This window comes from Acinetobacter sp. KH_038 (genome assembly GCF_057839405.1).
Window position 1 is genome coordinate 3,097,436 of the sequence record NZ_CM174489.1, and the last position, 24,105, is coordinate 3,121,540.

Below are 24,105 nucleotides of genomic sequence, written 5' to 3' on the forward strand. Positions count from 1 at the left end.
GCTTAACCCCCTGCCTGAATGTTCACAGGGCGATTTTCACGATCAATCGGTTTGATTTTTTGCTGGTCACGCAGCAGATGTACCCCGCCAATCACCACATAGTCTTCCGGTTTCAGGCCACTGAGTACGGGAACACTATCGCGGCCATAAGCACCCAGCTGAACCGGAACTTTAGCCAAGCTATGATCCGCCTTGACCACCATCACATAAGCCTGCTGATCGGTGGCCGATACACTGGACAGCGGGATGCTGAGCATATTGTCGCGGCTGTGCTGAAAATATACCCGGGCACTTTGTCCCAGCTGAATCTGCGCATTGCCCTCACGCAGTGAGACTTTAACCCGGAAGGTACGCGACTGGTCTGCTGCCGGTGCAATCTCGCGAACAAAGGCAGCAAATTTCTCTTCAGGTTTGGACCATAAAGTGACCGTGGCTGCCTGTCCGACCTTGATCTCTGAAATGGCCTGTTCCGGCACTCCAATCACCACTTCACGCTCACCGGAAATCGCCAGCTCATAAGCTGCCTGCCCCGCGGCCACCACCTGACCTGTTTCGATATTACGTGCAGTGATCACGCCATTTTTAGTGGCAAGCAGCTGATTATAAGCGGTCTGGTTTTTGGCCGTATCATAATTGGCTTGTGCCTGTTTCAGGCTTGACTGTGCAGCTTTGTATTGATTATCGACGGCATCATATTGCGAGCGACTCACGGCATTGACAGGTAATAGCTGCTTGAAGCGCTGGAGTTCATCTTGAGCAATTTTGCTGGCAGACTGTGCATTTTCCAGCTGGGCACGTGCCGCATTCAGCTGTAGCTGTGCATCTTTTACATCCAGCGTCGCCAGTACCTGCCCGACTTTGACCTGATCCCCGACATCGACGAAACGCTGGGTCACCTGTCCCGCCACCCGAAAGGCCAGCTCGGTTTGCTGACGCGCCTGCACATCTCCGGCATAGCTTTTCAGTTCATGCTGTGAAGTGGCCGGTCTACTCACCATGACGAAGGGAACTTCCTGTTCTGCTGCGGCAGTATCTTTGCTGCACCCGCTTAAGGTCACACTGCAAAGCATCATCATGCCAGCCAATACGCTGTAAATCCTGCTCATATTGTTCGCTCTTATCTGATAATCTGTTTTTAGGGCAAATGATGCTGATATATTAAATTGCTTATTTTTTAATTAATATACCACTGGGTACATTAATTACGACTCTGCGGTCAAAGCAATGACCGGCCTGACTTTTTTTTGGAAAAAATTGTGCAAATACCTGTGGGACGACCCAAAGATCTGGAAAAGCGCCAACGGATTCTCAGTGTGGCCAAAGCCTTATTTTTAGAACATGGCTATCATGCTTCCAGCATGAACCAGATTGCGCGCGAGGCAGGTGTCACCAAACTGACGGTGTATAACCATTTTCAGGACAAGGCTACTCTGTTTACTTGTGCGATTGAAGATACCTGTGAAGCCATTCTGCATGAACAGCCGCAGATGCTACGAGCGGAAAGTGATTTTTATCATGAGTTTTATCAGGCCTGTTGCCGTGCTTTGAACATCATTAATTTGCCCGAAGCCATTAAACTGGATCTGCTGCTGATGGAACTGGCCTCGCAGCAAAGTCCGTTGACCGAACAGTTTTATCAGGCCTCGCATAGCAGACTAGATGCGGTCTGGAATGATTTCTTTGCGCAGGCCCAGCATTACCAGTTTATTCGGCCCGATCTTCCGGAAAAACAGACCGAGCTGATTGTGTCCCTGCTGACCGGAACCCGGCATCAGAAAATCCTGCTCGGCCTCAGCCCACCTCCTTCGCATACCGCACAGCAGCAGATCATTGCCCAAGCGATTGAACTGTTTATGCTGAAATATGGCATTGCCAACCCATAAGCTCATACCAGCGTCATCTGCCTGCGCTATTGTGATGCTGCAGACTTATGAAAAAAGCAGCTAAAAATCTGCAACTTTTGTCTTTAAAGGACTTGGATTGTCCGACAGTCGCGGTATAGTCAAACTAAGCATTTGAGGGAATATAAAATGATTCAACAAATTGATGCACCACTACGCGAAGACGTACGGTTACTGGGTAATTTACTGGGGGAAACCTTAAAATTACATGCCGGGCAGGATTTGTTTAATCAGATTGAGCAGATTCGTGCCTTGTCCAAAGGCGCACGTGATGGACAGCTTGAAGCAGAAAAACAGCTAGAACAACTATTTTTGAGTCTGGAAGATGCGGAAATCCTGCCACTGACCCGGGCCTTTACCCATTTTTTAAACTTTGCCAATATTGCCGAACAATATCATGTGGTGCGTCGTCGCCGTCAAAGCGAATTCGATGACACGGCAGAATCTCCTAATCCCCTGATACCATTATTTGAAAAATTTAAACAACAAGATATTTCTGCCGACACGCTGTATCAGCAAATCTGTGAATTAAAAATTGAACTGGTGCTGACTGCACATCCGACTGAAGTCAGCCGCCGTACCCTGATTCAAAAATATGATGGCATCAATGCTGCGCTGTCCAAATTCGACCAGCAGAAACTGACGCCGCGTGAGCGTCAGGCAGTTCTGGCCGACCTGAAACAGCTGATCAGCTCTGCCTGGCAAACCGATGAAATCCGTCAGCATCGTCCGACCCCGATTGATGAAGCCAAATGGGGCTTTACCACCATTGAGCAGACCTTGTGGAATGCGGTTCCGAAATTTATCCGGGAACTGAATAGCATGGTCACAGAACAGTGTGCACAGAACCTGCCCCTAGATGTGGCACCGGTACGTTTTGCCTCCTGGATGGGTGGTGACCGCGACGGCAACCCGAATGTGACCCATACCGTAACTCAGGAAGTGCTGTGGCTGTCACGCTGGAAAGCCGCCGACCTGTATTTACGTGATATTGAAAATCTGCGCTGGGAACTCTCCATTCAGCAATGTAGTGCAGAAATTTCCGAGGCATTGGGTCAGGCTCATCCGGAACCGTATCGTGAATATTTACGTGACACACGTACCCGCCTGCAAGCGACCCGACACTGGCTGGCAGAAAAATTAAAAGGCAATGAGGCCGATGACAGTCTGGTGATTAAAAGCAAAGATGAGCTGTTGCAGCCGCTCCTGACCTGCTACCGCTCGCTGATGGCCTGCAATCTGGCCGAAATTGCCAATGGCAGCCTGCTGGACTTTATTTACCGGGTCAACAGCTTTGGCATCGAGCTGCTGAAACTGGATATCCGTCAGGAATCTGGTCGTCACCGTCAGGCGATTTCAGCCATTACCGAATATTTAGGACTGGGGAATTTTGAAACCTGGACCGAACAGGCACGGCAAAACTTTTTACTGCAAGAACTGCAAAGCAAACGTCCACTCTTGCCGAAACATCTGAATGAACCGGCTGGCAGTCTGATTGAGCATGCAGATGTACAGGAAGTGTTTGCCACCATGCGTACTCTGGCCGAGCAGCCGAGTGAATCTCTGGGCGCTTATATTATCTCTATGGCGGAATATCCAAGTGATGTGCTGGCCGTACTGCTGTTACAAAAAGAAGCCGGCATCAAGCAGGCCTTACGGGTGGTGCCACTGTTTGAAACCCTGAAAGATCTGGATGGTGCAGCCGCCACCATGTCGACCCTGTTCAATATGCACTGGTACAAACAGCATATTCAGGGCAAACATGAGGTGATGATTGGCTATTCGGATTCGGCCAAGGATGCCGGTTTTATGTCGGCCAACTGGGCGCAGTATCGTGCCCAGGAAGAACTCACTGCCATCGCCCGCCAGCATGGCGTGCAACTGACGCTGTTCCATGGCCGTGGCGGCTCAATCAGCCGTGGCGGTGCACCGACACAACAGGCCTTGTTCTCGCAGCCACCGGGTTCGATCTCGGGTGCGATTCGTGTCACGGAACAGGGTGAAATGATCCGGTTCAAATTCGGGCTAGAAGAAATTGCCCTGCAAAATCTGGAAATTTATACCGCTGCCACACTGGAAGCAACCCTGTTACCGCCACCCGAACCGAAGCAGGAATGGCGCGATCTGATGCATCAGATGACTGAACTGTCGGTTCAGGTCTATCGCCAGACTGTCCGGGAAAATCCGCATTTTGTGAAATACCTGCGCACCGTTACCCCGGAACTGGAATTGCAGATGCTGCCACTCGGTTCCCGCCCGGCCAAACGTAAAGTCAGCGGCGGGATTGAGTCCTTGCGTGCCATTCCCTGGGTCTTTGCCTGGACCCAGATTCGTCTGATGTTGCCGGCCTGGCTCGGTACTGGTGCAGCCCTGAATGAGGTACTGGATCAGGGTCAACGCGCCGTACTCGATGAAATGCTGGCCCAGTGGCCATATTTTCAGACCCTGATTGATATGCTGGAAATGGTGCTGTCCAAAGCCGATGCGCATGTGGCACTGTATTATGAAGCACATCTGACTCAGGATGAAGATCTGAAGATTCTGGGCACAGAGTTGCGCCAGCGTTTGCAGGATGCGGTACAAACCCTGTTAACCTTGAAAGGTGAATCGAAACTGCTGAGCAGCAACGGCGTACTGGATCAGTCCATGAAAGTACGTAAACCCTATTTGTTACCGCTGCATTTACTGCAAGCCGAACTGATGAAACGTCGCCGTCTCTATCTTGAACAGCAGCAGGCTGAACATACCCCCGTCGATCATGCCCTGATGGTCAGTATTGCCGGGATTGCAGCCGGTCTGCGCAATACCGGTTGATCCAAACCGGCTATTTAAAAGCACATCTTCACGATGTGCTTTTTTATTGATCAGTCAATAGCCAAGAAATATTTTATTTTATATAGTAAATCAGATTTATTTATAGATACTCTGGTGCATTTTAAGAAATTAATCGCCTGATTTCACTTTACTTTTAACTCAAAATTATTTTACCACCCGGTAAAATATCAAATAAAGTCATAGCATTAATTTGAACAAAAATTTTGTTTAAGTAATTAAATCTTCTAAAGAACAAGAGTATGATGTGCACAATTTATCTTTCGAGTGCTCATTTTATGTCCAGTTGGTTTCCCAAATGGCGCCCTTATGAGGGCAGTATCGATGCACGACCAGTAGGTACCGCAGAGTATTTGCCACCCGCACAGACAATGATTCTGGGTGTACAACATGCATTTGCCATGTTTGGCGCGACTGTACTGGCACCTTTTTTAATGGGCTTCGATCCAAACCTGGCCATTTTAATGTCAGGGATCTGTACCATTCTGTTCTTTCTGATCACCGGTGGCCGGGTTCCAAGTTATTTAGGTTCGAGCTTTGCCTTTATTGGTGTGGTTATCGCAGCAACCGGTTATGCCGGTGGTGGTGGACTCAATCCGAATATTGGCGTTGCAGCCGGCGGTATTATTGCCTGTGGTATTTTCTATGCGCTGATGGGCTTTCTGGTCATGGCGACCGGCACGCGCTGGATTGAAAAGCTGATGCCACCCGTGGTAACCGGTGCGGTGGTGATGATCATTGGTCTAAACCTGGCGCCGATCACCGTTAAAAGCGTCATGGGTAACACCTTTAATATGTGGATGTCTCTCGTTACCGTGATGTGTATGGGCTCGATTGCGGTCTTTACCAAAGGCCTGCTGCAACGCCTGCTATTATTGGTCGGTCTGTTACTGTCCTATCTGATCTATTTCATGCTCAGCAATGTTATGGGTTATGGTACTGCGATCAATTTCCTGCCAATTCAGCAAGCTGCCTGGTTCGGTTTACCGACATTCCATGCACCGACTTTTGAAGTCAATGCCATGCTGATCATTGCACCGATTGCGTTGATTCTGGTGGCTGAAAATCTAGGACATATCAAGGCTGTAGGCGCGATGACCGGAGAAAATCTGGATCCGCATATTGGTAAAGCCTTTGTGGCAGATGGTGTTGCAACCACTCTGGCAGGGGGTGTTGGTGGCCCGGGCATGACCACTTATGGGGAAAACATTGGCGTGATGGCAGTCACCCGCGTGTATTCCACCATCATCTTTGCAGTTGCCGGTGTCTTTGCGATTTTCCTCGGTTTATCTCCGAAGTTTGGTGCGGTGATTCATACCATTCCAACGGCGATTCTGACCGGTGCTTCAATTGTGGTGTTTGGTTTGATTACCATTGCCGGTGCCAAAATCTGGATTGAAAACAAGGTCGATTTCTCGCAGAACAAAAACCTGATGGTGGCTGCGGTCACGATTATTTTAGGTACAGGTGATTTTGCCCTGACTTTCGGCAGTTTTAATCTGGGTGGTATCGGTACGGCCACTTTTGCCGCGTTGCTCCTCAACTGGTTCTTTAGTCTGGCCGATAAAAAATAACCGTAAAAATTGAAAATTTATAGCAGCCCTTAGGCTGCTTTTTTTATGCTGATAGGGTTCAAATTATAGCCAGTGCAATAACAGCAAGCCGCCAGGCTGCTGTTATTGCACATGTCTGTTTAAGGGCGAAACTCTTTCAGTTCACGTTGAATGAAATAATGGAACATTTCGCGATAGAGATGCTCGATAAACTCCTGATCGACGCCCTGCTGCTGTGCCAGTGCCCTGACATTTTCCACAATCTGTTCCATACGTTCCGGCGACTGCAAATCGGTTTCAGTTTTTTTAAAACGGGTGGTTTGATCAACATAAAATTGACGTGCAGCGATCAGCTCAACTAAAGCTGTATCAATGGCATCGATCTGTTGACGTGCGTGTTCTAATGATTCAGCTTTGATCTTTTCCATGTTTTTTCAATTCACTTTCAGTTTGATTATTACTCTTATACTTTTCTTCTAACACATTACTGAAAATACTTTCAATCATCCAGACCCGATATAAGCTATTAAATGTATAACTTTGATCATCAATGCGCAGTTCCAGTACCGGAAAGTTCGGCTGCGACTTCATTTCACAGAGCATATCATTGTCCTGCAACTTGGCCAGAATATCGTCCTGGCTCAGCTCGGCAATGTTAAGTTGCTGCTGCATACGCTGGAAATGCGGGGTATAGGACAGGTCTTCACCTCTAGTCCAGACAGCTTGCAAGATCTGGTACATGGCCTCGATGCGCTGCTCCTCAGGACAGCTATAAAACAACTGTGCCATCGCAATAGTCGCCTGCTCGGTAGGCCGGCAGAACGGGGTAAATTTTACTTCGGTACGTTTCGACAAACGCGTGGCCAGACTCCAGTCAAACCAATCCCGGCCCCGATAGGACAAGGGATAGATATTCAGCTGGATATTATAATAATCGGCCAGTTCTTCCTTAATATAGGCCAGCAATAGCCAGGAAATCGGATCTTCCAGTGCGATATACAAGTCCAGTTCCGGGTCCATCGACTGGATCTCGTTCAGCTCTTCGGCATCACTGATCAGGTGCTCACGCCATTCAATATGATTGATCAGAAAAATCGGATTGCCGGTCAACAGTTTCTGCTGGTCCAGACGTCGGGTCAAACGTAACAGGTCGTCCACGGCCTGATACTGGCGGCCACCCAAATCAAAATAGCTGGCCAGAACCGGGGTCTGGTCAAAAATACGTTCCGGAAAATCCTGCGGCTGATGATGACGGCTGGCCATGGCATATAAAGTCCGCAATTTTCCGGTCTGTTTTTGCCACAGCATATGGAACACATCTTCCAGCAAATACAGGAAATCCTGCCCGCGCAGCGGGGTGCGCCGTAAAATTAGTTCCGCCTGTTGCAAGGCTTCAGCGCTGGGCAATTCTGGCGTGTCATGAAAACTGAAACGATGCTGTTTCGACAGAATCTTGGCATCATTCAGGGTGTAGTGCTGCCATTCATCAAAAGACATCTGGTTGGGTGCTTCGGCATGCACACTGGAAATGACCACTTTCAGCGGTTTCAGTTCAGGACTTAAAATTTCTTCGAGCTGCGGTAACTGCTGTACCGCCAGATAACTGTATACATCATCCAGTCTTAAATGGATACTCAGCCCATCTTCAATAGATAACACCGTATATCGAACCGGTTTTTGGTAAAACCAACTCGATCGGATTGGATCAAACCAACGGCGTAACAGCGACATGAGATCGGCCTCGACAAGAATGACGGTGTGCGGTTCAAAAAATTGAATCTGCACAGAATAATCTATTTTTAAGATCGCAGGGCGAATGCCCTGCATGCTGTAAAAACTTATATCAAGTCATAAGCAAATGTTCAATGTTTAACAATGGATTAGAGGTCAAGATTCAGGTCAGTGACCGCTCCGGTTTCCGCACCCGAAGTCAGTTTGGCAAATTTCGCCAGTGCCCCGTAAGTATAATTCGGTCGCGGTTTTTGCCAGGCTGCCTGACGTGCTGCAATCTCCTGCTCGTCTACATGCCAGGTCATTTCCCGGGTTTCCGCATTAATTGAAATCTGGTCGCCATTTTGCACCAGACCAATCGGACCGCCATCATAAGCTTCTGGCGTGACATGCCCAATCACAAAACCGTGACTGCCACCAGAGAAACGTCCGTCCGTAATTAATGCCACTGAATCACCCAGACCTTTACCAATAATCGCTGAGGTCGGTTTCAGCATTTCCGGCATACCCGGGCCGCCTTTCGGACCGACACCACGAATCACCACCACTTCACCCGGCTGCACTTCGCCATCCAGGATCCCGCGCATGGCGCCCTGCTCGCCTTCAAAAACCCGTGCCGGCCCGGCAAAATGCAGACCTTCCTTACCGGTAATCTTGGCCACGGCACCTTTAGGTGACAGATTGCCTTTTAAAATCACCAGATGCGAGTCTTTTTTCACTGGCGCATCAAAAGGCAGAATAATCTGCTGACCTTCGGGATAATCTTCTACCTCGGCCAGATTTTCGGCCAGGGTTTTACCGGTCACGGTCAGGCATGAACCATCCAGCATGCTAGCATCCAGCATGCGCTTCATCAGTGGCTGAATGCCGCCAATCGCGATCAGCTCTGACATCAGGTATTTACCTGAAGGACGCACATCAGCGACTACCGGAATATCTTTACCAATCCGGACAAAGTCATCCAGATTCAATTCCACCCCTGCGGTATGTGCCATCGCCAAGAGATGCAGTACGCCATTGGTGGAACCGCCCAAGGCAATCAATACTTTAATCGAGTTTTCAAAAGCCGCCTTGGTCATGATGTCGCGCGGCTTGATATCCAGTCGCAGCAGATTCATCACCGCTTCACCGGCCCGGGCACAGTCGATTTGCTTGTCTTCCGAGACGGCTTCCTGCGCCGATGAACCCGGCAGGCTCATGCCTAAGGCTTCAATGGCAGAGGCCATGGAATTGGCGGTATACATGCCACCACAAGAACCCGGACCCGGCAAGGACACTTCTTCAATATGCTTGACCTGAATTGCGTTGATTTCACCTTTGGCATATTGACCGACTGCTTCAAATACCGAAATCATGTCGGTATGGCCTTCACCCGGCTTGATGGTCCCACCATAAATAAACAAGCCCGGACGGTTTAAACGTGCCAGTCCCATGATGCAGCCCGGCATATTCTTGTCGCAACCACCAATGGCAATCACCCCATCATAGGCCTGACAGCCCACTACAGTTTCAATCGAGTCTGCAATCACTTCCCGTGATAGCAGTGAATATTTCATGCCTTCCGTGCCGTTAGAAATCCCGTCGGAAATGGTAATGGTATTGAAGATAATGCCCTTGCCACCTGCCGCACTCACGCCCTGTTCGACGGTTCTGGCCAGCCCATCAATATGCATATTACAAGGCGTGACATTGGCCCAGGTCGAAGCAATGCCGACAAATGGACGCTTAAAATCTTCATCCTGAAAACCGGTAGCCCGCATCATGGAACGCGCCGGTGCATTTTCAATGCCTTCATAGACAGGGGCTGAATGTTCGCGGATATTATCTTTACTCATTATTTTATTCCTTGGCGATGACCAATGTTAGGCTTCGGTCTTTGGCAATTTATTTTAAGATCATTGTATAGAATTAAAACAGAGCAATACAGCTTTCAGGTGTTTCTATAATATTTGATACATGCCAAAGTCATCTGCAACTGTCCGAGGCAGGACTACAATTAATATTTACTGTTTCTGCGATCTAAGTGAAAAAAGCTAGTTTCGGACGAGTTTTGCAGATGAGAGTGGTTGCCTACTTTTGCCGAAACAAAAGTAGGTCAAACCGAAGCTTATAAGCTGCAATTAGCCAATTTCCTTTAAGACTGCGCTGTACTGAACCTATAAATTTCATTAAATAAAAAAGCACCCCATCTGGAGTGCTTTTTTGCGCTATAAAAATTACAGCTTAGATATCACGTACCGCACCTTTCGCCGCACTGGTGGCATGCATTGCATAGGCCTTCAGCGCTTTAGAGACTTTACGTGGGCGTTCTTTAGCAGGCTTCCAACCTTTGGCTTCTTGTACTTCACGGCGTGCTGCCAGTACATCTTCAGCAACGGCTAAATGAATGCTACGGTTTGGAATATCAATTTCGATACGATCGCCATCTTCAACCAAGGCAATTGTGCCGCCTTCAGCTGCTTCTGGTGAAACATGACCAATGGAAAGACCTGAAGAACCACCAGAGAAACGACCATCAGTGACAAGTGCACAGTCTTTGCCTAAACCTTTCGATTTTAAGTAGCTGGTTGGGTACAACATTTCTTGCATGCCCGGACCACCTTGTGGACCTTCATAACGGATCAGTACCACATCACCTACCACAATTTTTCCACCAAGAATGGCTTCTACTGCATCATCCTGGCTTTCAAAGACACGTGCTGTGCCGTTGAATTTTAAGATGGAGTCATCCACGCCTGCAGTTTTTACGATACAACCATCCAGTGCGATGTTGCCATAAAGCACTGCCAAACCGCCGTCTTGCGAGAAGGCATGTTCAACGTTGCGGATCACACCATTTTCACGGTCACCATCAAGGCGTGTGTAGTAACGGTCTTGTGAGAATGCAGTTTGCGTTGGAACACCGCCCGGTGCAGATTTAAAGAAATTATACACCTCTTCATCTTCGGTACGGATAATGTCCCACTTGTCTAAGGCATCTTTTAAGGTCGCTTCATGTACGGTAGGTACAGAAGTATCCAGTAAACCACCACGGTCTAGTTCACCGAGGATCGACATAATGCCGCCGGCACGGTGAATATCTTCCATATGAACGTTTTTAACCGCAGGTGCCACTTTACACAGTACAGGCACTTTACGAGATAAACGGTCGATATCGTCCATGGTGAAGTCTACTTCTGCTTCGTGAGCAGCTGCCAACAAGTGAAGAACGGTATTGGTTGAACCACCCATCGCGATGTCCAAAGTCATGGCATTTTCATAGGATGCTTTGGTCGCTACATTACGTGGCAATACGCTGTAATCATTCTGTTCATAATGACGCTTAGTGATTTCAACGATCAACTGACCTGCACGCTCAAATAACTTCTTACGGTTGGCATGGGTTGCCAGCGTAGAACCATTACCCGGTAAAGACAGACCCAAAGCTTCAGTCAAACAGTTCATTGAGTTGGCCGTGAACATGCCTGAACAAGAACCACAGGTTGGACATGCAGAACGTTCGTATGCTTTGACTTCTTCGTCTGTGTAGTTGTCATCTGCCGCTACAATCATCGCATCAACAAGGTCAATCGCCTGTTCATTGCCACGAATTTGCACTTTACCCGCTTCCATCGGGCCGCCTGAAACAAACACCACAGGAATGTTCAGACGCATGGCTGCCATGAGCATGCCCGGGGTGATTTTGTCACAGTTTGAAATACACACCATCGCATCTGCACAGTGTGCATTGACCATGTATTCAACCGAGTCAGCAATCAGGTCACGTGAAGGCAATGAGTACAGCATGCCGTCATGACCCATCGCGATGCCATCATCGACAGCAATGGTATTGAATTCTTTTGCTACGCCGCCTGCTTGTTCAATTTGACGTGCAACCAGCTGACCCAGGTCTTTTAGATGGACATGACCCGGTACAAATTGCGTGAATGAGTTAACGACCGCAATAATCGGCTTACCGAAATCTTCGTCTTTCATTCCGGTAGCACGCCATAAACCGCGCGCGCCAGCCATATTTCTTCCGTGTGTCGATGTTTTTGAACGATAGTCAGGCATTTTATATTTCCAACAAAGTTTGAGCTTGAAATGAACCGGGCAGATCCACTCTGGCTAAATCATACTGACAATGAGCTTAAATCAGTTGAATTTTAGACCTATCATACTACAAGTCCTTGTTTTACAAGATGACCTTTTGGTTGTAGATGCAGGCAAAAATATCTATAGAGAGATTATGATGATCTGGCGATAAAAATTTCTTGATGAAATCTACTATACCGCCATCGTCGTCAGGACAATACAAAACTTTCATGAATAATTTTTACAATTTGCATGAGTTTTTTTTATATAAAAATTCCACTGAAATTCAAGCACTCAGCAAGCTTCTTGAATAAGTTTTTGCAACGATTAGGCTGAAATTTGGCTTTTGGCTTATAATAGCTTTTAAGTTTATTTGGAATTTCATGTGTGAAGATCATATTTGCAGGCACACCAGAATTTGCAGCGACTGCATTGGCTGCGCTACTCAAAACCGAGCATGAAATTGTGGCGGTCTATACCCAGCCTGACCGCAAAGCCGGACGCGGGCAAAAACTTACGGCATCTGCAGTCAAGCAGTTGGCGCTAGAACACAATATTCCGGTCTATCAGCCTTTGCACTTCAAGTCATCGACTGAAGAAGGTCTGGCAGCGCAAGCAGAACTCAAAGCCTTAAATGCAGATGTGATGGTGGTGGCGGCCTATGGCCTGATCCTGCCACAAGTGGTTCTGGATACACCCAAATATGGCTGTCTGAACATTCATGGTTCATTGCTTCCGCGCTGGCGCGGTGCAGCACCGATTCAACGTGCCATTGCTACCGGCGATACCGAGACCGGTGTAACCATCATGAAAATGGCAGCAGGCTTGGACACAGGCGATATGATACTGAAAACCATCTGCCCAATTGAAGCGACAGATACCTCTGCAACCTTACACGACAAACTTGCTGTTCAAGGTGCTGAAGCTACCGTTCAGGTACTTGAGTCTGAAAAAAGCTTACAAAAATATTTGGCTGAACGTGAAGTGCAAGACGAAGCACTTACGGTTTACGCACATAAACTTTCAAAAGCGGAAGCACAAATCAACTGGAGCCAGCCTGCGGCAGAGATTGACCGGAATATTCGCGCCTTTAATCCCTGGCCGGTGGCCTTTACCCCCCTGGATGACAGCAACAATTTACGCATCTGGAATTCATCACTTTCTACGCAAAACGCAAGTAATGCTCTGCCTGGCGAAGTGATTGCTCTGGATAAAGACGGCGTACATGTGATGTGTGGCGATCAGAACGCCATTTGCATCACCAATCTGCAATGGCCAGGTGGCAAAGCCCTGAATGCTGTTCAAATTAATCAAACTCAAAAACTATCGGTAGGATATAAATTCGCATGAGCCAAATTCAATCATCAGCTAAAAACTTGAATTTGCGCGCGCAAGTTGTCAAAACACTCTTGGCTGTACAAAACGGCCAATCACTTGCTTCAGTACTCAATCAACATATCAATATCGTGTCTGAACGTGACCGTGGTTTATATCACGAGTTAACCTTGGGCTGTTTACGTCAGTGGCATGGCCTGAAAGCCATTACCCTGCCGTTATTAACTAAACCCCTCGATAATCAGGCTTTAGAAAGCTGTCTCTATTTGGGTTTATATCAGATTCTATGTACCCGCATTCCGGCGCATGCCGCCATTTCAGAAACCGTGACTGCCGCCAAACAGCTGGGTTTTGAACCTTTAAGTGGTCTGGTCAATGCGGTGTTACGTCGTGTTTCACGTGAAACAGAAGAATTTGATCTGGCGTTAAATCAGGCACATGGCCTGCCAAGCTGGTTATTCAAACGTTTAAAGAAAGACTGGCCGGAACAGCTGGCTGAACTGTCGCACGAGTTAAAACAGATTGCACCGCTGACCTTGCGTGTTAATGTCAATCAGGTCAGCCGTGATGAATATTTGGAAATTCTGGAAGAAGAAGGTTATGAAGCACGTGCTTGCAGCCTGTCTGAAGTCGGGATTGTGCTGGAACAGAATGTGCATATTCCAAACCTGCCGGGCTATGAAGCCGGCGGTTTCTCGGTTCAGGATGAACACGCCCAGCTATGTGCAACCTTAGTACCTGATCTGGAAGGTAAAGTTGTAGTAGATGCCTGCGCTGCACCGGGTGGTAAGACTGCGCATATTCTGGAAAAATATAGTCCGAAAAAGCTTTATGCAATTGATCAGGACGCGAAACGTTTGGTTCGCGTGGCAGAAAATCTGGAACGCTTACTGTTAACCGATTATGCCGAAGTTGAAATTATTGCAGCCGATGCCATCAGCTGGACAGCGCCTGAACCGGTCGACTGTATTGTGCTGGATGCACCATGTTCTGCCATTGGTGTGATCCGTCGTCATCCGGATATCCGTTTGCTGCGTCATTCTACAGATATTCCGCAAACCGTCGCGCTGCAAAAGCAGATTCTGGAAAATATGTGGCAGCAGCTAAAAGTCGGCGGCACCTTGCTCTACATCACCTGTTCGATTCTGAAAGCGGAAAATGAACAGCAAATGGTCGAGTTTTTTGCCCAGCATGCAGATGCCAAGGAAATCAAGATCGAAGCCGATTGGGGCATCGAACAGATACATGGTCGTCAGTTGTTGCCAAAAGCAGATCAAGGCGACGGCTTCTTCTATTGCCGTATTGAAAAGATCGCATAAATCATCATTTTTAAAATTGGAAAAGGTAGCTTCGGCTGCCTTTTTTATTGCATACTTTACTGCATGGCCGGCTTGTCACAGGACTTACTGAATAAACTTAAAGATCACCAGACTGGTCGCCAGTGCAGCCATGCCACTCACCAGTCCATAAACGGTTTCATGTCCTTCGGCATAACGTTTTGCCGTCGGTAATAACTCATCCAGTGCCAGATAGACCATCACCCCACCAATCAGGCCAAATACAAGACCATATACCGTATCGCTCATATAAGGCGCCAGAATAAAATAACCCAAGGCAGCACCCAAAGGTTCGGCCAGGCCAGATACCAGACTGGCCCAGAGTGCATAATCCTTGCGCCCGGTGGCCATATACACCGGCAAGGCAATCGCCACGCCTTCCGGTACATTATGAATTGCGATCGCGACTGCCAGTGGTGCACCCAGAGCCGGACTTTCCAGTGTGGCAAAAAAGGTGGCCAGCCCTTCCGGCAAGTTATGCGCACTAATTGCAAACAGGGTCAGCATGCCGGTACGCAGTAATTGCGGCGAGCTGACACCCTCGGCAGAATGGGTTTCAATCGTGTCATGCGGATTGGGCACAAAGCGATCCAGCAGTAACACCAGAATCACCCCCAGTAAAAGCGCAAAAGTGCCAAAGGCAAAACCGGTTTTTTCATCGAAAGCCAGGCTAAAGGAGGCAATTGATTTATTCAGAATTTCAGTTAAAGAGACATAAACCATAGCGCCGGCCGCAAAGGCCAGACCAAAGGCCAGCAGGCGGAAATTGGGTTTTTTAAAAAATAATACCAGTCCCCCACCCACTACGGTGGCCAGTCCGGCCAGAAAGGTCACGGCAAAGGCAGTATAGACTTGTCCATCTGAAACAGAAATCATGCCCAATCATCAGCCATTAAAAAAGTCATTATCACTCAAGATGATAATGACTTTCGTTTACATGAACAGCAGCTTTATGTGAACATTTTTAGTCTTCTGGTTCTTCCGGATTTTTCGACAGATGAATTACAGACAGGATTAAGCCACCCCATAACAAAACGATGGAGATGATCATCATGATCAGTGCAGATGTATTCATATTGCTTCTCCTAGCTGTGACGGTCTTTGACCAGACTGAATAGAATGGCACCCAGAATAAAGAATGCCATCACGCCTCCACCTACCATCCACAGGGTACTGGCAGCATAGCCACCATAACCTTCTGCCATGATCGATTTCAGGGTCAGGCCCAATGCCATTAATAAGGACAACGGGGTGATGACTGTCAGCATGAAGCTCCAGCTACGCCCCAGTTTGATACTGGCAAACTGATTCACATGGCCTTCCAGCTGTTTCATCAATGGACGACGGAACCAGGACAGCAAGATAATCGAGATTAAACCGCCACCGACAATACCGATATTATTGGCAAAGTAATCAATGATATCAACAAAGGTAATCGCACTATGAGTCGAGAACATCAAGGTAGAAATCACCGCTGAACCACCGGCAATAATCGTCACAGACTTGTTCTTTGACCAGCCCAGTTTGTCCTGAAACGCGGCAATCGGCACTTGCAGGATACTGACCATCGAGGTAATACCGGCAACTGTCAATGAAGCAAAGAACAGGAAGCCAAACAGGTCACCACCAGCACCCAAACTGGAAATGATTTTCGGGAAGGCAATGAAGGCCAGACCAATACCGCCAGATACCACATCTTCAACGTTGGTACCTGCACTAAACGCCATGAAACCAAGCGCTGCAAATACACCAATACCTGCCAGAATTTCAAAAGACGAGTTGGCCAGTGCCACCACGATTCCAGAACCGGTCAAGTTGGTTTTAGGTTTTAAATAAGAGGCATAGGTCAACATGATCCCGAAGCCCACTGACAGCGAGAAGAAGATATGACCAAACGCAGCCAGCCAGACTTTATAGTTGCTCATGGCTTCCCAGTTTGGCGTGAAGAAAGCATTTAAGCCATCGACTGCACCCGGTAAACGTACCGCCTGAATCACCAGAATAGAGAACAAAATCACCAGAAGTGGCATGAAGATCTTATTGGCCAGCTCTACCCCACGGCGTACTCCACCGTAAAGAATCAGCATGACCGCAGCCCAGACAATGACCAGACCAAAAAACAGTACAGGGACAAAACCTAAACTTAAACCCTCACCATTTTGCAGGTAAGTGTTGAAGAAAAAGTCCTGGGTATCTGCACCCCACTGCTGCCCAAAGGAATAAAACATGTAACTGCCGGCCCAGGACAAGACGCTGGCATAGTAAATCCCGATGATCAGGGTGACCATTACCTGCCACCAGCCCAGGGATTCGGCATTCATGAGTTTTTTATAGGCCATGGGCGGCGCTTTGCGGAACTTGTGGCCGACCGCATAGTCTAAAAACAATAAAGGCAAACCTGCTGCGAAAATCGCAATCAGATAAGGGATCAGGAATGCCCCGCCACCATTTTCATAAGCCACATAAGGAAAACGCCAGATATTTCCCAAGCCAACGGCGGAACCAATCGCGGCAATAATGAATCCTGATCGTGCAGACCAATTTTCACGAGTTTCTGTCATAGAACACCTAAACTTTAAGCCCCTTCAAATGCTGCTTGTTATGGTTATGGCGCAAGCAAATAAAGAAGTATTTTCAATTATTTTGGGTGTTTGAATTAGAGCTGCACCTTTTGGGCGTCAAATTCTAATGTACAAACAGGTCAGCAGGCCTGACAGCTTGCTTAAAGTCTGAGCGAAAAGCTGACCTTGTAGATGGTTCAACAATACTGACTTTTTTCAATTTTTTCTGTAAATTCTGCTCAGAATATTCGTTATTTATAATCTATTCGAATTAAGCGCTCAATAATTCTACGAAACAGGCTTGATTTAATTGGTTATATATTGACAAACTTTTTGGAATGTATTTTTCTTAAGTTTTACTACAGGATCAGGCTTTCTCAAAGATCATCCTATTATCCCGATAAAGTCACTGTTTTTTAGGGGATCATTCACAAAATAACACCGATAAAAGTCGCAGCCATTAGTAAGCTGAGTTACATCGAGCTAGACCTACTGCACCACCTCATTGTCAATTTTAACCTCATGGGCACAGAGCGCAGATGCACAATCCGACCTCAAACAAGACGATTGTACATCTGGATGATGAACATTTTGAGCTTAAGCTTTGATCACCAGCATGCGTTCTTCCTGCATGTCACGAATGGCAGACTGAATCCCTTCACGGCCTAAACCGGAATCTTTCACCCCACCATAAGGCATGTTATCGACCCGGAAAGACGGAATGTCATTAATAATCACCCCGCCGACATGCAGATGATCCCAGGCATACAGCATCTTGTTCAGGTTCTGGGTATAGACTCCGGCCTGCAAGCCAAAACGGCTACGGTTGATACAGGCAATACCGGATTCGAAATCGGTATAGGCTTCCAGGATGGCCACCGGACCAAAGACCTCATCACGGTAAATTTCCAGACTGTGATCGACATTTTCAACTAAGGTCGGTGCGAACATCACCCCATCCAGCACACCACCTGCCAGAATTCTGGCATCCTGTTTCAGCGCTTTATCCAGCCATTTTTTCAGACGTTTGGCTTCTGCTTCCTTGATCATCGGCCCCACCAGAGTCGTACTCAGATTGGGATCGGCTGCTTTCAGGTGTTTCAGTTTCGCGACCAGCTTATCTTTCAGCTCGGTATAAATATCCTGATGAACCAGAATACGCTGCACACTGATACAGACCTGTCCGGCATGAGCATAGGCACCGCCAATCAGGCGGTTAATCAAGGCATCATTAATTTCGGTATCCGGTTCAATCATCACCGCAGCATTGCCGCCCAGCTCCAAGGTAACTTTCTTGCGCCCAGCACGGGCTTTCATATCCCAGCCCACCACATCGGAACCGGTAAAACTGAGCAATTTAAAACGGTCATCGGTGACCAGCACATCGGCTAGCTCGCGTGGACATGGCAAAACTGAAAAAGCACCTTTAGGCAGATCGGTTTCCGCCAGAATCTCTGCAATTTTCAATGCAGAAATCGGAGTCAGACTGGCCGGTTTCAGCACAAAAGGACAACCGGCTGCAATTGCAGGGGCAATCTTGTGTGCAGTCAGGTTCAAAGGGAAATTAAACGGACTAATCAGAGATACTGCCCCAATCGGCACATGTTTCACAATCCCCTGATAGCCGCTTGCGGCCGCAGTCACAGCCAGAGGCAGCATCCGCCCCTGATCCATCTGGGTCACGGCATCTGCGGCAATCTGAAAGGTATTGATCAGACGCTCAACTTCGGCTTCAGCCGCTTTACGCGGTTTGCCGCCTTCTACAATCAGAATTTCGGTCAGTTCTTCGTGAATCTCTCGAAAACGGCGTACACAATGCAGCAGAATTTTCTGTTTCTGAAATGGTTGCAAAGCCGCCATTTTAGTTTCGGCATCTACAGCAGACTGAATTGCCTGTTCCAGGGTGCTGGCATCTGCCAAAGCGACACGCGCATACAGTGCGTGGCTATATTTATGCTTGACCTCTAACCATTCCCCGGTTTGAACGGCCTGACCCGCTACATATAAGGAATACTCTTTCGCGTGTTGTGCGGTGCTCTCTAGCATCTTTTCGTCCTGCAAAATTCAAGGATATACATTTTTCAAATTCTCTATATCATGCACTTGCTAGGCCATATTAAGAAGATGTTTTTAGGTAACAGATATATTCAATTTCAAGAAAGCTTTAAGGAAATAAAGCCATGCGCGTAAAAATACTCACGATATTATTACTCGGTTTTGGATTCGGCAGCTTCAGTCATGCAGACGTGATCGGGGCCAAAGCTGATCTCAGCTACTGGAATTTTAACGGTTATAGCCAAAATAGCAGTGTGAAACACGATCTGGATCGACAAGGTACGGCGCAGCTGTCCGTGGCTTTTGAACATCCGGCGCCATTGTTGCCAAATGCCAAAATCAAATACGTCAATCTGGACAGCAACAGCGAACAAAGCACTCCGCTCAATGCCTCAGAAATCGAACTGAAGAATATCGACTATATTCTGTATTACGAATTGCTGGATACCGTGGTGCATGCCGATGTGGGTGCAGGCTTAAGCAATCTGGATGGTACGGTAAAAAACCTGAATAGCGGGGCTTTTACAGAATACGATCTGGATGAATACGCTCCGCTGCTCTATGCAACTGCCGGGGTTAAATTGCCATTTACCGGACTGAGTGCCAAAGCGGAAGCGGTTTACAGTCATGGCAGCGATAGCAAAAAGACCGATGTACAGGCCGAACTGCAATATGATTTTATTGATAATCTGCTGGTCGATGTCGGTGCCAAAATCGGGTATCGCATGATGCAGGTAGATTTTGAACAGGATCAACGTCCTGATTTACAGCTGGAATTTAAAGGCCCATATATCGGCCTGGATGTGCATTTCTGATGCCAAGAATTTAGCAGCTTAGTCATGCTCATTTTCTCTGCGCTGATGTAAGCCAAAGCGTACAGCAAGAAGCGCAATCTGCTGCTAGCTGCCAGTCAAGATCTGGATTATCTTAGAACCATAGAGAGCAGGAAGCTCCGAAGACCTAAAGATAATAAGAACAGATCAACACCAGGACGTGAGGTACGACAGGAGTTATACCTAAATCACGAGATACGAAAAAGCCCCGACAGGATGTCGGGGCTTTTTTTTATGGCCATGATTTTATTTATCATTGCTTAACAGTTCCGAGCCAAAACTCCAACATTGTAAGAATCGGCTTGTTGTTAAGCTAAAAATCCTCACATTTTTTGGGAACAGCAATCATGGTAAAAAAGGTCCTCTTTATTACATCCAATCAAGGCATTGAACATGATGAACTCACTGAGCCTTTAAACTTTCTAAAATCCAAAGGGTTTGAAGTGATTCATGCTGCAGAAAAAAATGAAGATGTCGCCACGGTCAAAGGTGATACCAAAGCTGCTACCCAATACACGCCGGATACCAGTCTCGAACATGTCGATCTGAACGATTATGATCTTTTGGTAATTCCAGGCGGTACAGTCAACGCAGATACCTTAAGAATCAATCAGGATGCCCAGAAAATCATTCAGCATTTTGCCGACAATCACAAACCGATTGCTGCAATCTGTCATGGGCCATGGACCCTGATTGATGCACAGCGCATCAAAGACAAGAATCTGACTTCGTATAAGAGCATCAAGCTGGATCTGGAAAATGCCGGCGGTAAATGGGTCGATGAAGAAGTGCATCGCTGTAATACCGGCGACTGGGTTCTGATTACTTCACGTAATCCGGATGATCTACCGGCCTTTAATGAAGCGATTTTAAAAGAACTTGAAGGCGATGCTGCTTAAGCACATACCATAAAAAGAACCTCACAATTGAGGTTCTTTTTTTTGCTTTAAACAGCTCCGGTCAAGCTTTTTAGATAAGCCATCACTTCTTTATTGCCTGCCATTTCGGCCAGTTCTAAAGCCGTATTTGGGCTGCGATGAGCAATATCCGCGCCCTTGCTAACCAGAAGTTTGACTACGTCTAGATGGTCATTTTCAGCCGCTGCCTGTAGGGCGCTATAGCCTTCTTCATCGGCAGAGTTGACGTCCAGACCTTCTTGTAAGCCCTGCTCGACCTGTTCGATGTCGCCTAAAGATGCCCAGTACACCAGTTCAGGAAGATGTAATTCGTCATCATCTTCAGGGATTGGGGAGATAGAATTAAATTGCATATAAACTGTCCTATGACGCATATTCATTATTAAATTAACCACTGATAAGTTTAATATTCAAGCCTGATCTAATTCCTTTATCCATCTATATTTATCTATAACTTTCTTCTCAGTTTTTAACAATCTCATTTCTTCAGTAAATTCATTTAAATCTAGTTTCAAAATTAGTAATTTATTTTGTGAAATTATTGGAACACTATCGTAAATACTTAATAAACGTTCAGGATATTCTTCAAGTTTAAACATATAAATTTTATCTATCTCTGAAGAAATGAAAGTAACAAGTATCCTTTTATTTTCAAGCAACCTCTCATATTCCTGATTTGGTAAAGAAATCGGTTTAGATATAGAGTTTATCTGTACTTCTATTTCTGCAATTTTGTCGTTAATTATCTTCCTGAGTTTTTCAACTTTTTTATAGCTTAAATCCATACATAAGGTTTTAGCCCAAGGTGTTAATACATTTTGAATACTTACTTCATCAGAACCTGTAGTTGTCATTATCTTTCTAATTTCTTCTCCAAACTCAATGAGTTCTTTTGTACTAGGTCCGCCATTCCATCTACTTATTTTTGTTTGTATTTCAACAAGAGTTTTTCCTGTAAATTCCGTCATACTTCTTAAGTAATTTAAAGCTTTATCTGCTTCAACTAATTTTTGATCCAGCTGTTTTGTTTTAGCTTCTATACCCAAGCCTTTTAATGATTCGAACCTATCAATAGTTGAAGCAAATAAAAATATTAGACCTGTAACTAAACATACTAAAGCTATAGTTGAATTATTTTGAGACGCAGAATACGTACCTAAAACGATATTTACTAAACCAGCTAAGAAAAGAAAAAGATTCGTCAGTCTATTTATCCAATTATTCATATAAATGCTTTAATTTTTTCATTTAATATTTTATAGAATCTACTAAAAATAATTTTTTTACAATAAAAAAGCCCCCTTTCAGAGGCTTCTTACTTAAATACTTAGCTTTAAGCTTTAGACACTGCTGGCTCAATTGCACCAATCTTCTCAGACTCATTGTCATGCATGATCAATGCAACAGCAATTGCAGTAATTAGAACCGGTAAACCCACTGCCATAAAGTTGAAATAAGCAGGCAGGTTCATACCAAGCAAGCCACCAATCAGGATCGGCCCTACAATCGCACCCATACGACCAATCGCAGAAGACCAGCCAATACCTGTTGAACGTACTGCAAGCGGGTAGAACTGCGCCACATAGCTATACAGCAACATTTGTGAACCAATTGACGCTGCACCCGCCAGGAACACCAGGATGTAAAGCAAGAACTGGTTAGATGCAAAGCCCATTGAGCTCATTACAATCGCACCCATCATACCCAGAACCATCAGTACCGGTTTCAGGTGGAAACGATCCGCCAGAATACCACCACCTACAATACCTACAACCGCACCCACGTTCATCACCATCATGAACATCAGGCTGTTGTCCATCGAGTAGCCCGCTGCCATCATCAACTTCGGTAACCAGCTGCTAAGTGCATACATAGTTAACAGGCAAGTAAAGAATGCGACCCAGAACAGTAAAGTATTGACCGCACGACCACGACGGAACAAGCTGACCACGTTCGCTGCTTCAGGCACATTTTCCTGTGGCAAAGTAAGTACCGTGTTATCCGTTACTGTCAGATTTGGCGCCAGACGACGTACGATTTGGCGTGCTTCAGCCTGCTTGTTCTGCTTCACAATAAATGCCAGCGATTCAGGCAGGAATTTCCAGATTACCGGTAATAAAAATAATGGAATACCCGCGATAAAGAACATGATTTCCCAACCAAAACTTGGGGTAAACCATGAACCCAATAACGCAGCCATTACACCACCAACGGCATAACCACTAAACATAGTGGTTACCAGGGTACTACGCATTTTTTGTGGAGCATATTCCGAAGTCAATGCCACCAGGTTTGGCATTACACCACCAATACCAAGACCGGCAAGGAAACGTAAAATACCGAATTCGGTTGGATTTGAGGCAAAGCCACCCGCAAAAGTTAAACCACTGAATAATACAATACAGATCATGATTACTTTCTTACGACCGATCTTGTCCGCCAGGGAACCAAAGATCATCGCACCAAACATCATGCCGGCCAGTGCGGTACTTGCAAGCATGCCCGCCTGCACTGCACTCAAGCCCCAGTCTTGCATCAATAATGGTAAAACTACACCATTGATTGCCAGATCGTAGCCATCAAATAAGATAATGAGTAAACACCAAGCAACTACATTGAAGTGGAAAGGCGTGAATTTCGCATTATCGACTACAGAATTTACATCTATTTTTTCCGTTGTCATCGTTCTCATCTCCCATGAGTACTTGTCCATAACATCTTGTTGAAGATTGAAGACAATCTTCAATTGTCAGGCAATATACGCAAGCGGGATTTAAGGCACAATAAGACTAATTGATATTCGGCTATGGACTCAGAAATGTCATTTATTTACGTGATATGGTCACATTATTGATAATATAAGATTTTGAATAATTTATATTTATTTTAAAATTGGCTTAATTTTCTAGCAATTTTAATTGCTTATTTTTTTGATCAATTGAATATTGCTTTAATTTGATATACCAGATAAGCAAA

Annotated in this window: 19 protein-coding genes; 7 read left to right on the forward strand and 12 right to left on the reverse strand. The window is 46.3% G+C overall.

Going from position 1 to position 24,105, the window contains the following annotated elements; translation table 11 throughout:
* Positions 1 to 2: 2 nt before the first annotated feature.
* Positions 3 to 1,106, reverse strand: coding sequence for an efflux RND transporter periplasmic adaptor subunit (locus tag AC3IT7_RS14705; RefSeq protein ID WP_489248958.1), 1,104 nt, complete (start codon positions 1,104 to 1,106; stop codon positions 3 to 5).
* 150 nt (positions 1,107 to 1,256) lie between these two features.
* Here AC3IT7_RS14705 and AC3IT7_RS14710 point away from each other — a divergent pair, with 150 nt between their 5' ends.
* The 3 genes from AC3IT7_RS14710 (at position 1,257) to AC3IT7_RS14720 (ending at position 6,307) form a co-directional block, all read left to right on the forward strand.
* Complete coding sequence (locus tag AC3IT7_RS14710) at positions 1,257 to 1,883, forward strand: TetR/AcrR family transcriptional regulator (RefSeq protein WP_489248959.1); 627 nt, start codon at positions 1,257 to 1,259, stop codon at positions 1,881 to 1,883.
* Positions 1,884 to 2,030: 147 nt separating this feature from the next.
* Positions 2,031 to 4,715 carry a phosphoenolpyruvate carboxylase gene (gene ppc / locus AC3IT7_RS14715; protein ID WP_489248960.1) on the forward strand — a complete coding sequence of 895 codons (2,685 nt, stop codon included), beginning with the start codon at positions 2,031 to 2,033 and terminating at the stop codon, positions 4,713 to 4,715.
* A gap of 296 nt (positions 4,716 to 5,011) precedes the next feature.
* The gene (locus tag AC3IT7_RS14720) at positions 5,012 to 6,307 is read left to right on the forward strand and encodes a solute carrier family 23 protein (protein WP_489248961.1); all 1,296 of its coding nucleotides are present in this window, start codon (positions 5,012 to 5,014) and stop codon (positions 6,305 to 6,307) included.
* Between the two features lie 119 nt (positions 6,308 to 6,426).
* Here AC3IT7_RS14720 and AC3IT7_RS14725 read toward each other — a convergent pair whose 3' ends face one another.
* The 4 genes from AC3IT7_RS14725 to ilvD (AC3IT7_RS14740) form a co-directional block, all read right to left on the reverse strand.
* The gene (locus AC3IT7_RS14725) at positions 6,427 to 6,714 is read right to left on the reverse strand and encodes a chorismate mutase (RefSeq protein WP_195725371.1); all 288 of its coding nucleotides are present in this window, start codon (positions 6,712 to 6,714) and stop codon (positions 6,427 to 6,429) included.
* A complete protein-coding gene (locus AC3IT7_RS14730; RefSeq protein WP_489248962.1) occupies positions 6,695 to 8,017 on the reverse strand; it encodes a hypothetical protein in 1,323 nt (440 codons plus the stop codon). Before AC3IT7_RS14730 ends, AC3IT7_RS14725 begins: the two co-directional genes overlap by 20 nt.
* Positions 8,018 to 8,166: 149 nt before the next feature.
* Positions 8,167 to 9,852 carry a dihydroxy-acid dehydratase gene (gene ilvD, locus AC3IT7_RS14735; protein ID WP_489248963.1) on the reverse strand — a complete coding sequence of 562 codons (1,686 nt, stop codon included), beginning with the start codon at positions 9,850 to 9,852 and terminating at the stop codon, positions 8,167 to 8,169.
* A 388-nt stretch (positions 9,853 to 10,240) separates the two neighbouring features.
* Positions 10,241 to 12,070, reverse strand: a complete 1,830-nt coding sequence (gene ilvD / locus AC3IT7_RS14740) for a dihydroxy-acid dehydratase (protein WP_489248964.1) — start codon at positions 12,068 to 12,070, stop codon at positions 10,241 to 10,243.
* 408 nt (positions 12,071 to 12,478) lie between these two features.
* Here ilvD (AC3IT7_RS14740) and fmt point away from each other — a divergent pair, with 408 nt between their 5' ends.
* Complete coding sequence (gene fmt, locus AC3IT7_RS14745) at positions 12,479 to 13,441, forward strand: methionyl-tRNA formyltransferase (RefSeq protein ID WP_489248965.1); 963 nt, start codon at positions 12,479 to 12,481, stop codon at positions 13,439 to 13,441.
* Positions 13,438 to 14,745 carry a 16S rRNA (cytosine(967)-C(5))-methyltransferase RsmB gene (gene rsmB / locus AC3IT7_RS14750; protein WP_489248966.1) on the forward strand — a complete coding sequence of 436 codons (1,308 nt, stop codon included), beginning with the start codon at positions 13,438 to 13,440 and terminating at the stop codon, positions 14,743 to 14,745. The genes fmt and rsmB overlap by 4 nt, the downstream gene beginning before the upstream one ends.
* Positions 14,746 to 14,829: 84 nt before the next feature.
* Here rsmB and zupT read toward each other — a convergent pair whose 3' ends face one another.
* The 4 genes from zupT to AC3IT7_RS14770 all read right to left on the reverse strand — a co-directional run bounded on the left by zupT (position 14,830) and on the right by AC3IT7_RS14770 (position 19,370).
* A complete protein-coding gene (gene zupT / locus AC3IT7_RS14755; protein WP_475653333.1) occupies positions 14,830 to 15,639 on the reverse strand; it encodes a zinc transporter ZupT in 810 nt (269 codons plus the stop codon).
* A gap of 88 nt (positions 15,640 to 15,727) precedes the next feature.
* The gene (locus AC3IT7_RS14760) at positions 15,728 to 15,838 is read right to left on the reverse strand and encodes a methionine/alanine import family NSS transporter small subunit (protein WP_411689564.1); all 111 of its coding nucleotides are present in this window, start codon (positions 15,836 to 15,838) and stop codon (positions 15,728 to 15,730) included.
* A 10-nt stretch (positions 15,839 to 15,848) separates the two neighbouring features.
* The gene (locus tag AC3IT7_RS14765; RefSeq protein ID WP_475653332.1) at positions 15,849 to 17,324 is read right to left on the reverse strand and encodes a sodium-dependent transporter; all 1,476 of its coding nucleotides are present in this window, start codon (positions 17,322 to 17,324) and stop codon (positions 15,849 to 15,851) included.
* 597 nt (positions 17,325 to 17,921) lie between these two features.
* Positions 17,922 to 19,370 carry an aldehyde dehydrogenase family protein gene (locus tag AC3IT7_RS14770; RefSeq protein WP_489248967.1) on the reverse strand — a complete coding sequence of 483 codons (1,449 nt, stop codon included), beginning with the start codon at positions 19,368 to 19,370 and terminating at the stop codon, positions 17,922 to 17,924.
* 134 nt (positions 19,371 to 19,504) lie between these two features.
* Between AC3IT7_RS14770 and AC3IT7_RS14775 the strand changes: the two genes are divergently transcribed.
* Positions 19,505 to 20,194, forward strand: a complete 690-nt coding sequence (locus AC3IT7_RS14775; RefSeq protein ID WP_489248968.1) for a TIGR04219 family outer membrane beta-barrel protein — start codon at positions 19,505 to 19,507, stop codon at positions 20,192 to 20,194.
* 365 nt (positions 20,195 to 20,559) lie between these two features.
* The gene (locus tag AC3IT7_RS14780; protein ID WP_005264505.1) at positions 20,560 to 21,111 is read left to right on the forward strand and encodes a type 1 glutamine amidotransferase domain-containing protein; all 552 of its coding nucleotides are present in this window, start codon (positions 20,560 to 20,562) and stop codon (positions 21,109 to 21,111) included.
* 47 nt (positions 21,112 to 21,158) lie between these two features.
* Here AC3IT7_RS14780 and AC3IT7_RS14785 read toward each other — a convergent pair whose 3' ends face one another.
* The 3 genes from AC3IT7_RS14785 to AC3IT7_RS14795 form a co-directional block, all read right to left on the reverse strand.
* A complete protein-coding gene (locus tag AC3IT7_RS14785; RefSeq protein ID WP_475653329.1) occupies positions 21,159 to 21,482 on the reverse strand; it encodes an ankyrin repeat domain-containing protein in 324 nt (107 codons plus the stop codon).
* A 57-nt stretch (positions 21,483 to 21,539) separates the two neighbouring features.
* The gene (locus tag AC3IT7_RS14790) at positions 21,540 to 22,355 is read right to left on the reverse strand and encodes a hypothetical protein (RefSeq protein ID WP_475653328.1); all 816 of its coding nucleotides are present in this window, start codon (positions 22,353 to 22,355) and stop codon (positions 21,540 to 21,542) included.
* A gap of 107 nt (positions 22,356 to 22,462) precedes the next feature.
* Positions 22,463 to 23,812 (reverse strand): aromatic acid/H+ symport family MFS transporter, encoded by a 1,350-nt coding sequence (locus tag AC3IT7_RS14795; RefSeq protein WP_475653327.1) that lies wholly within the window; start codon positions 23,810 to 23,812, stop codon positions 22,463 to 22,465.
* Positions 23,813 to 24,105 lie beyond the last annotated feature (293 nt).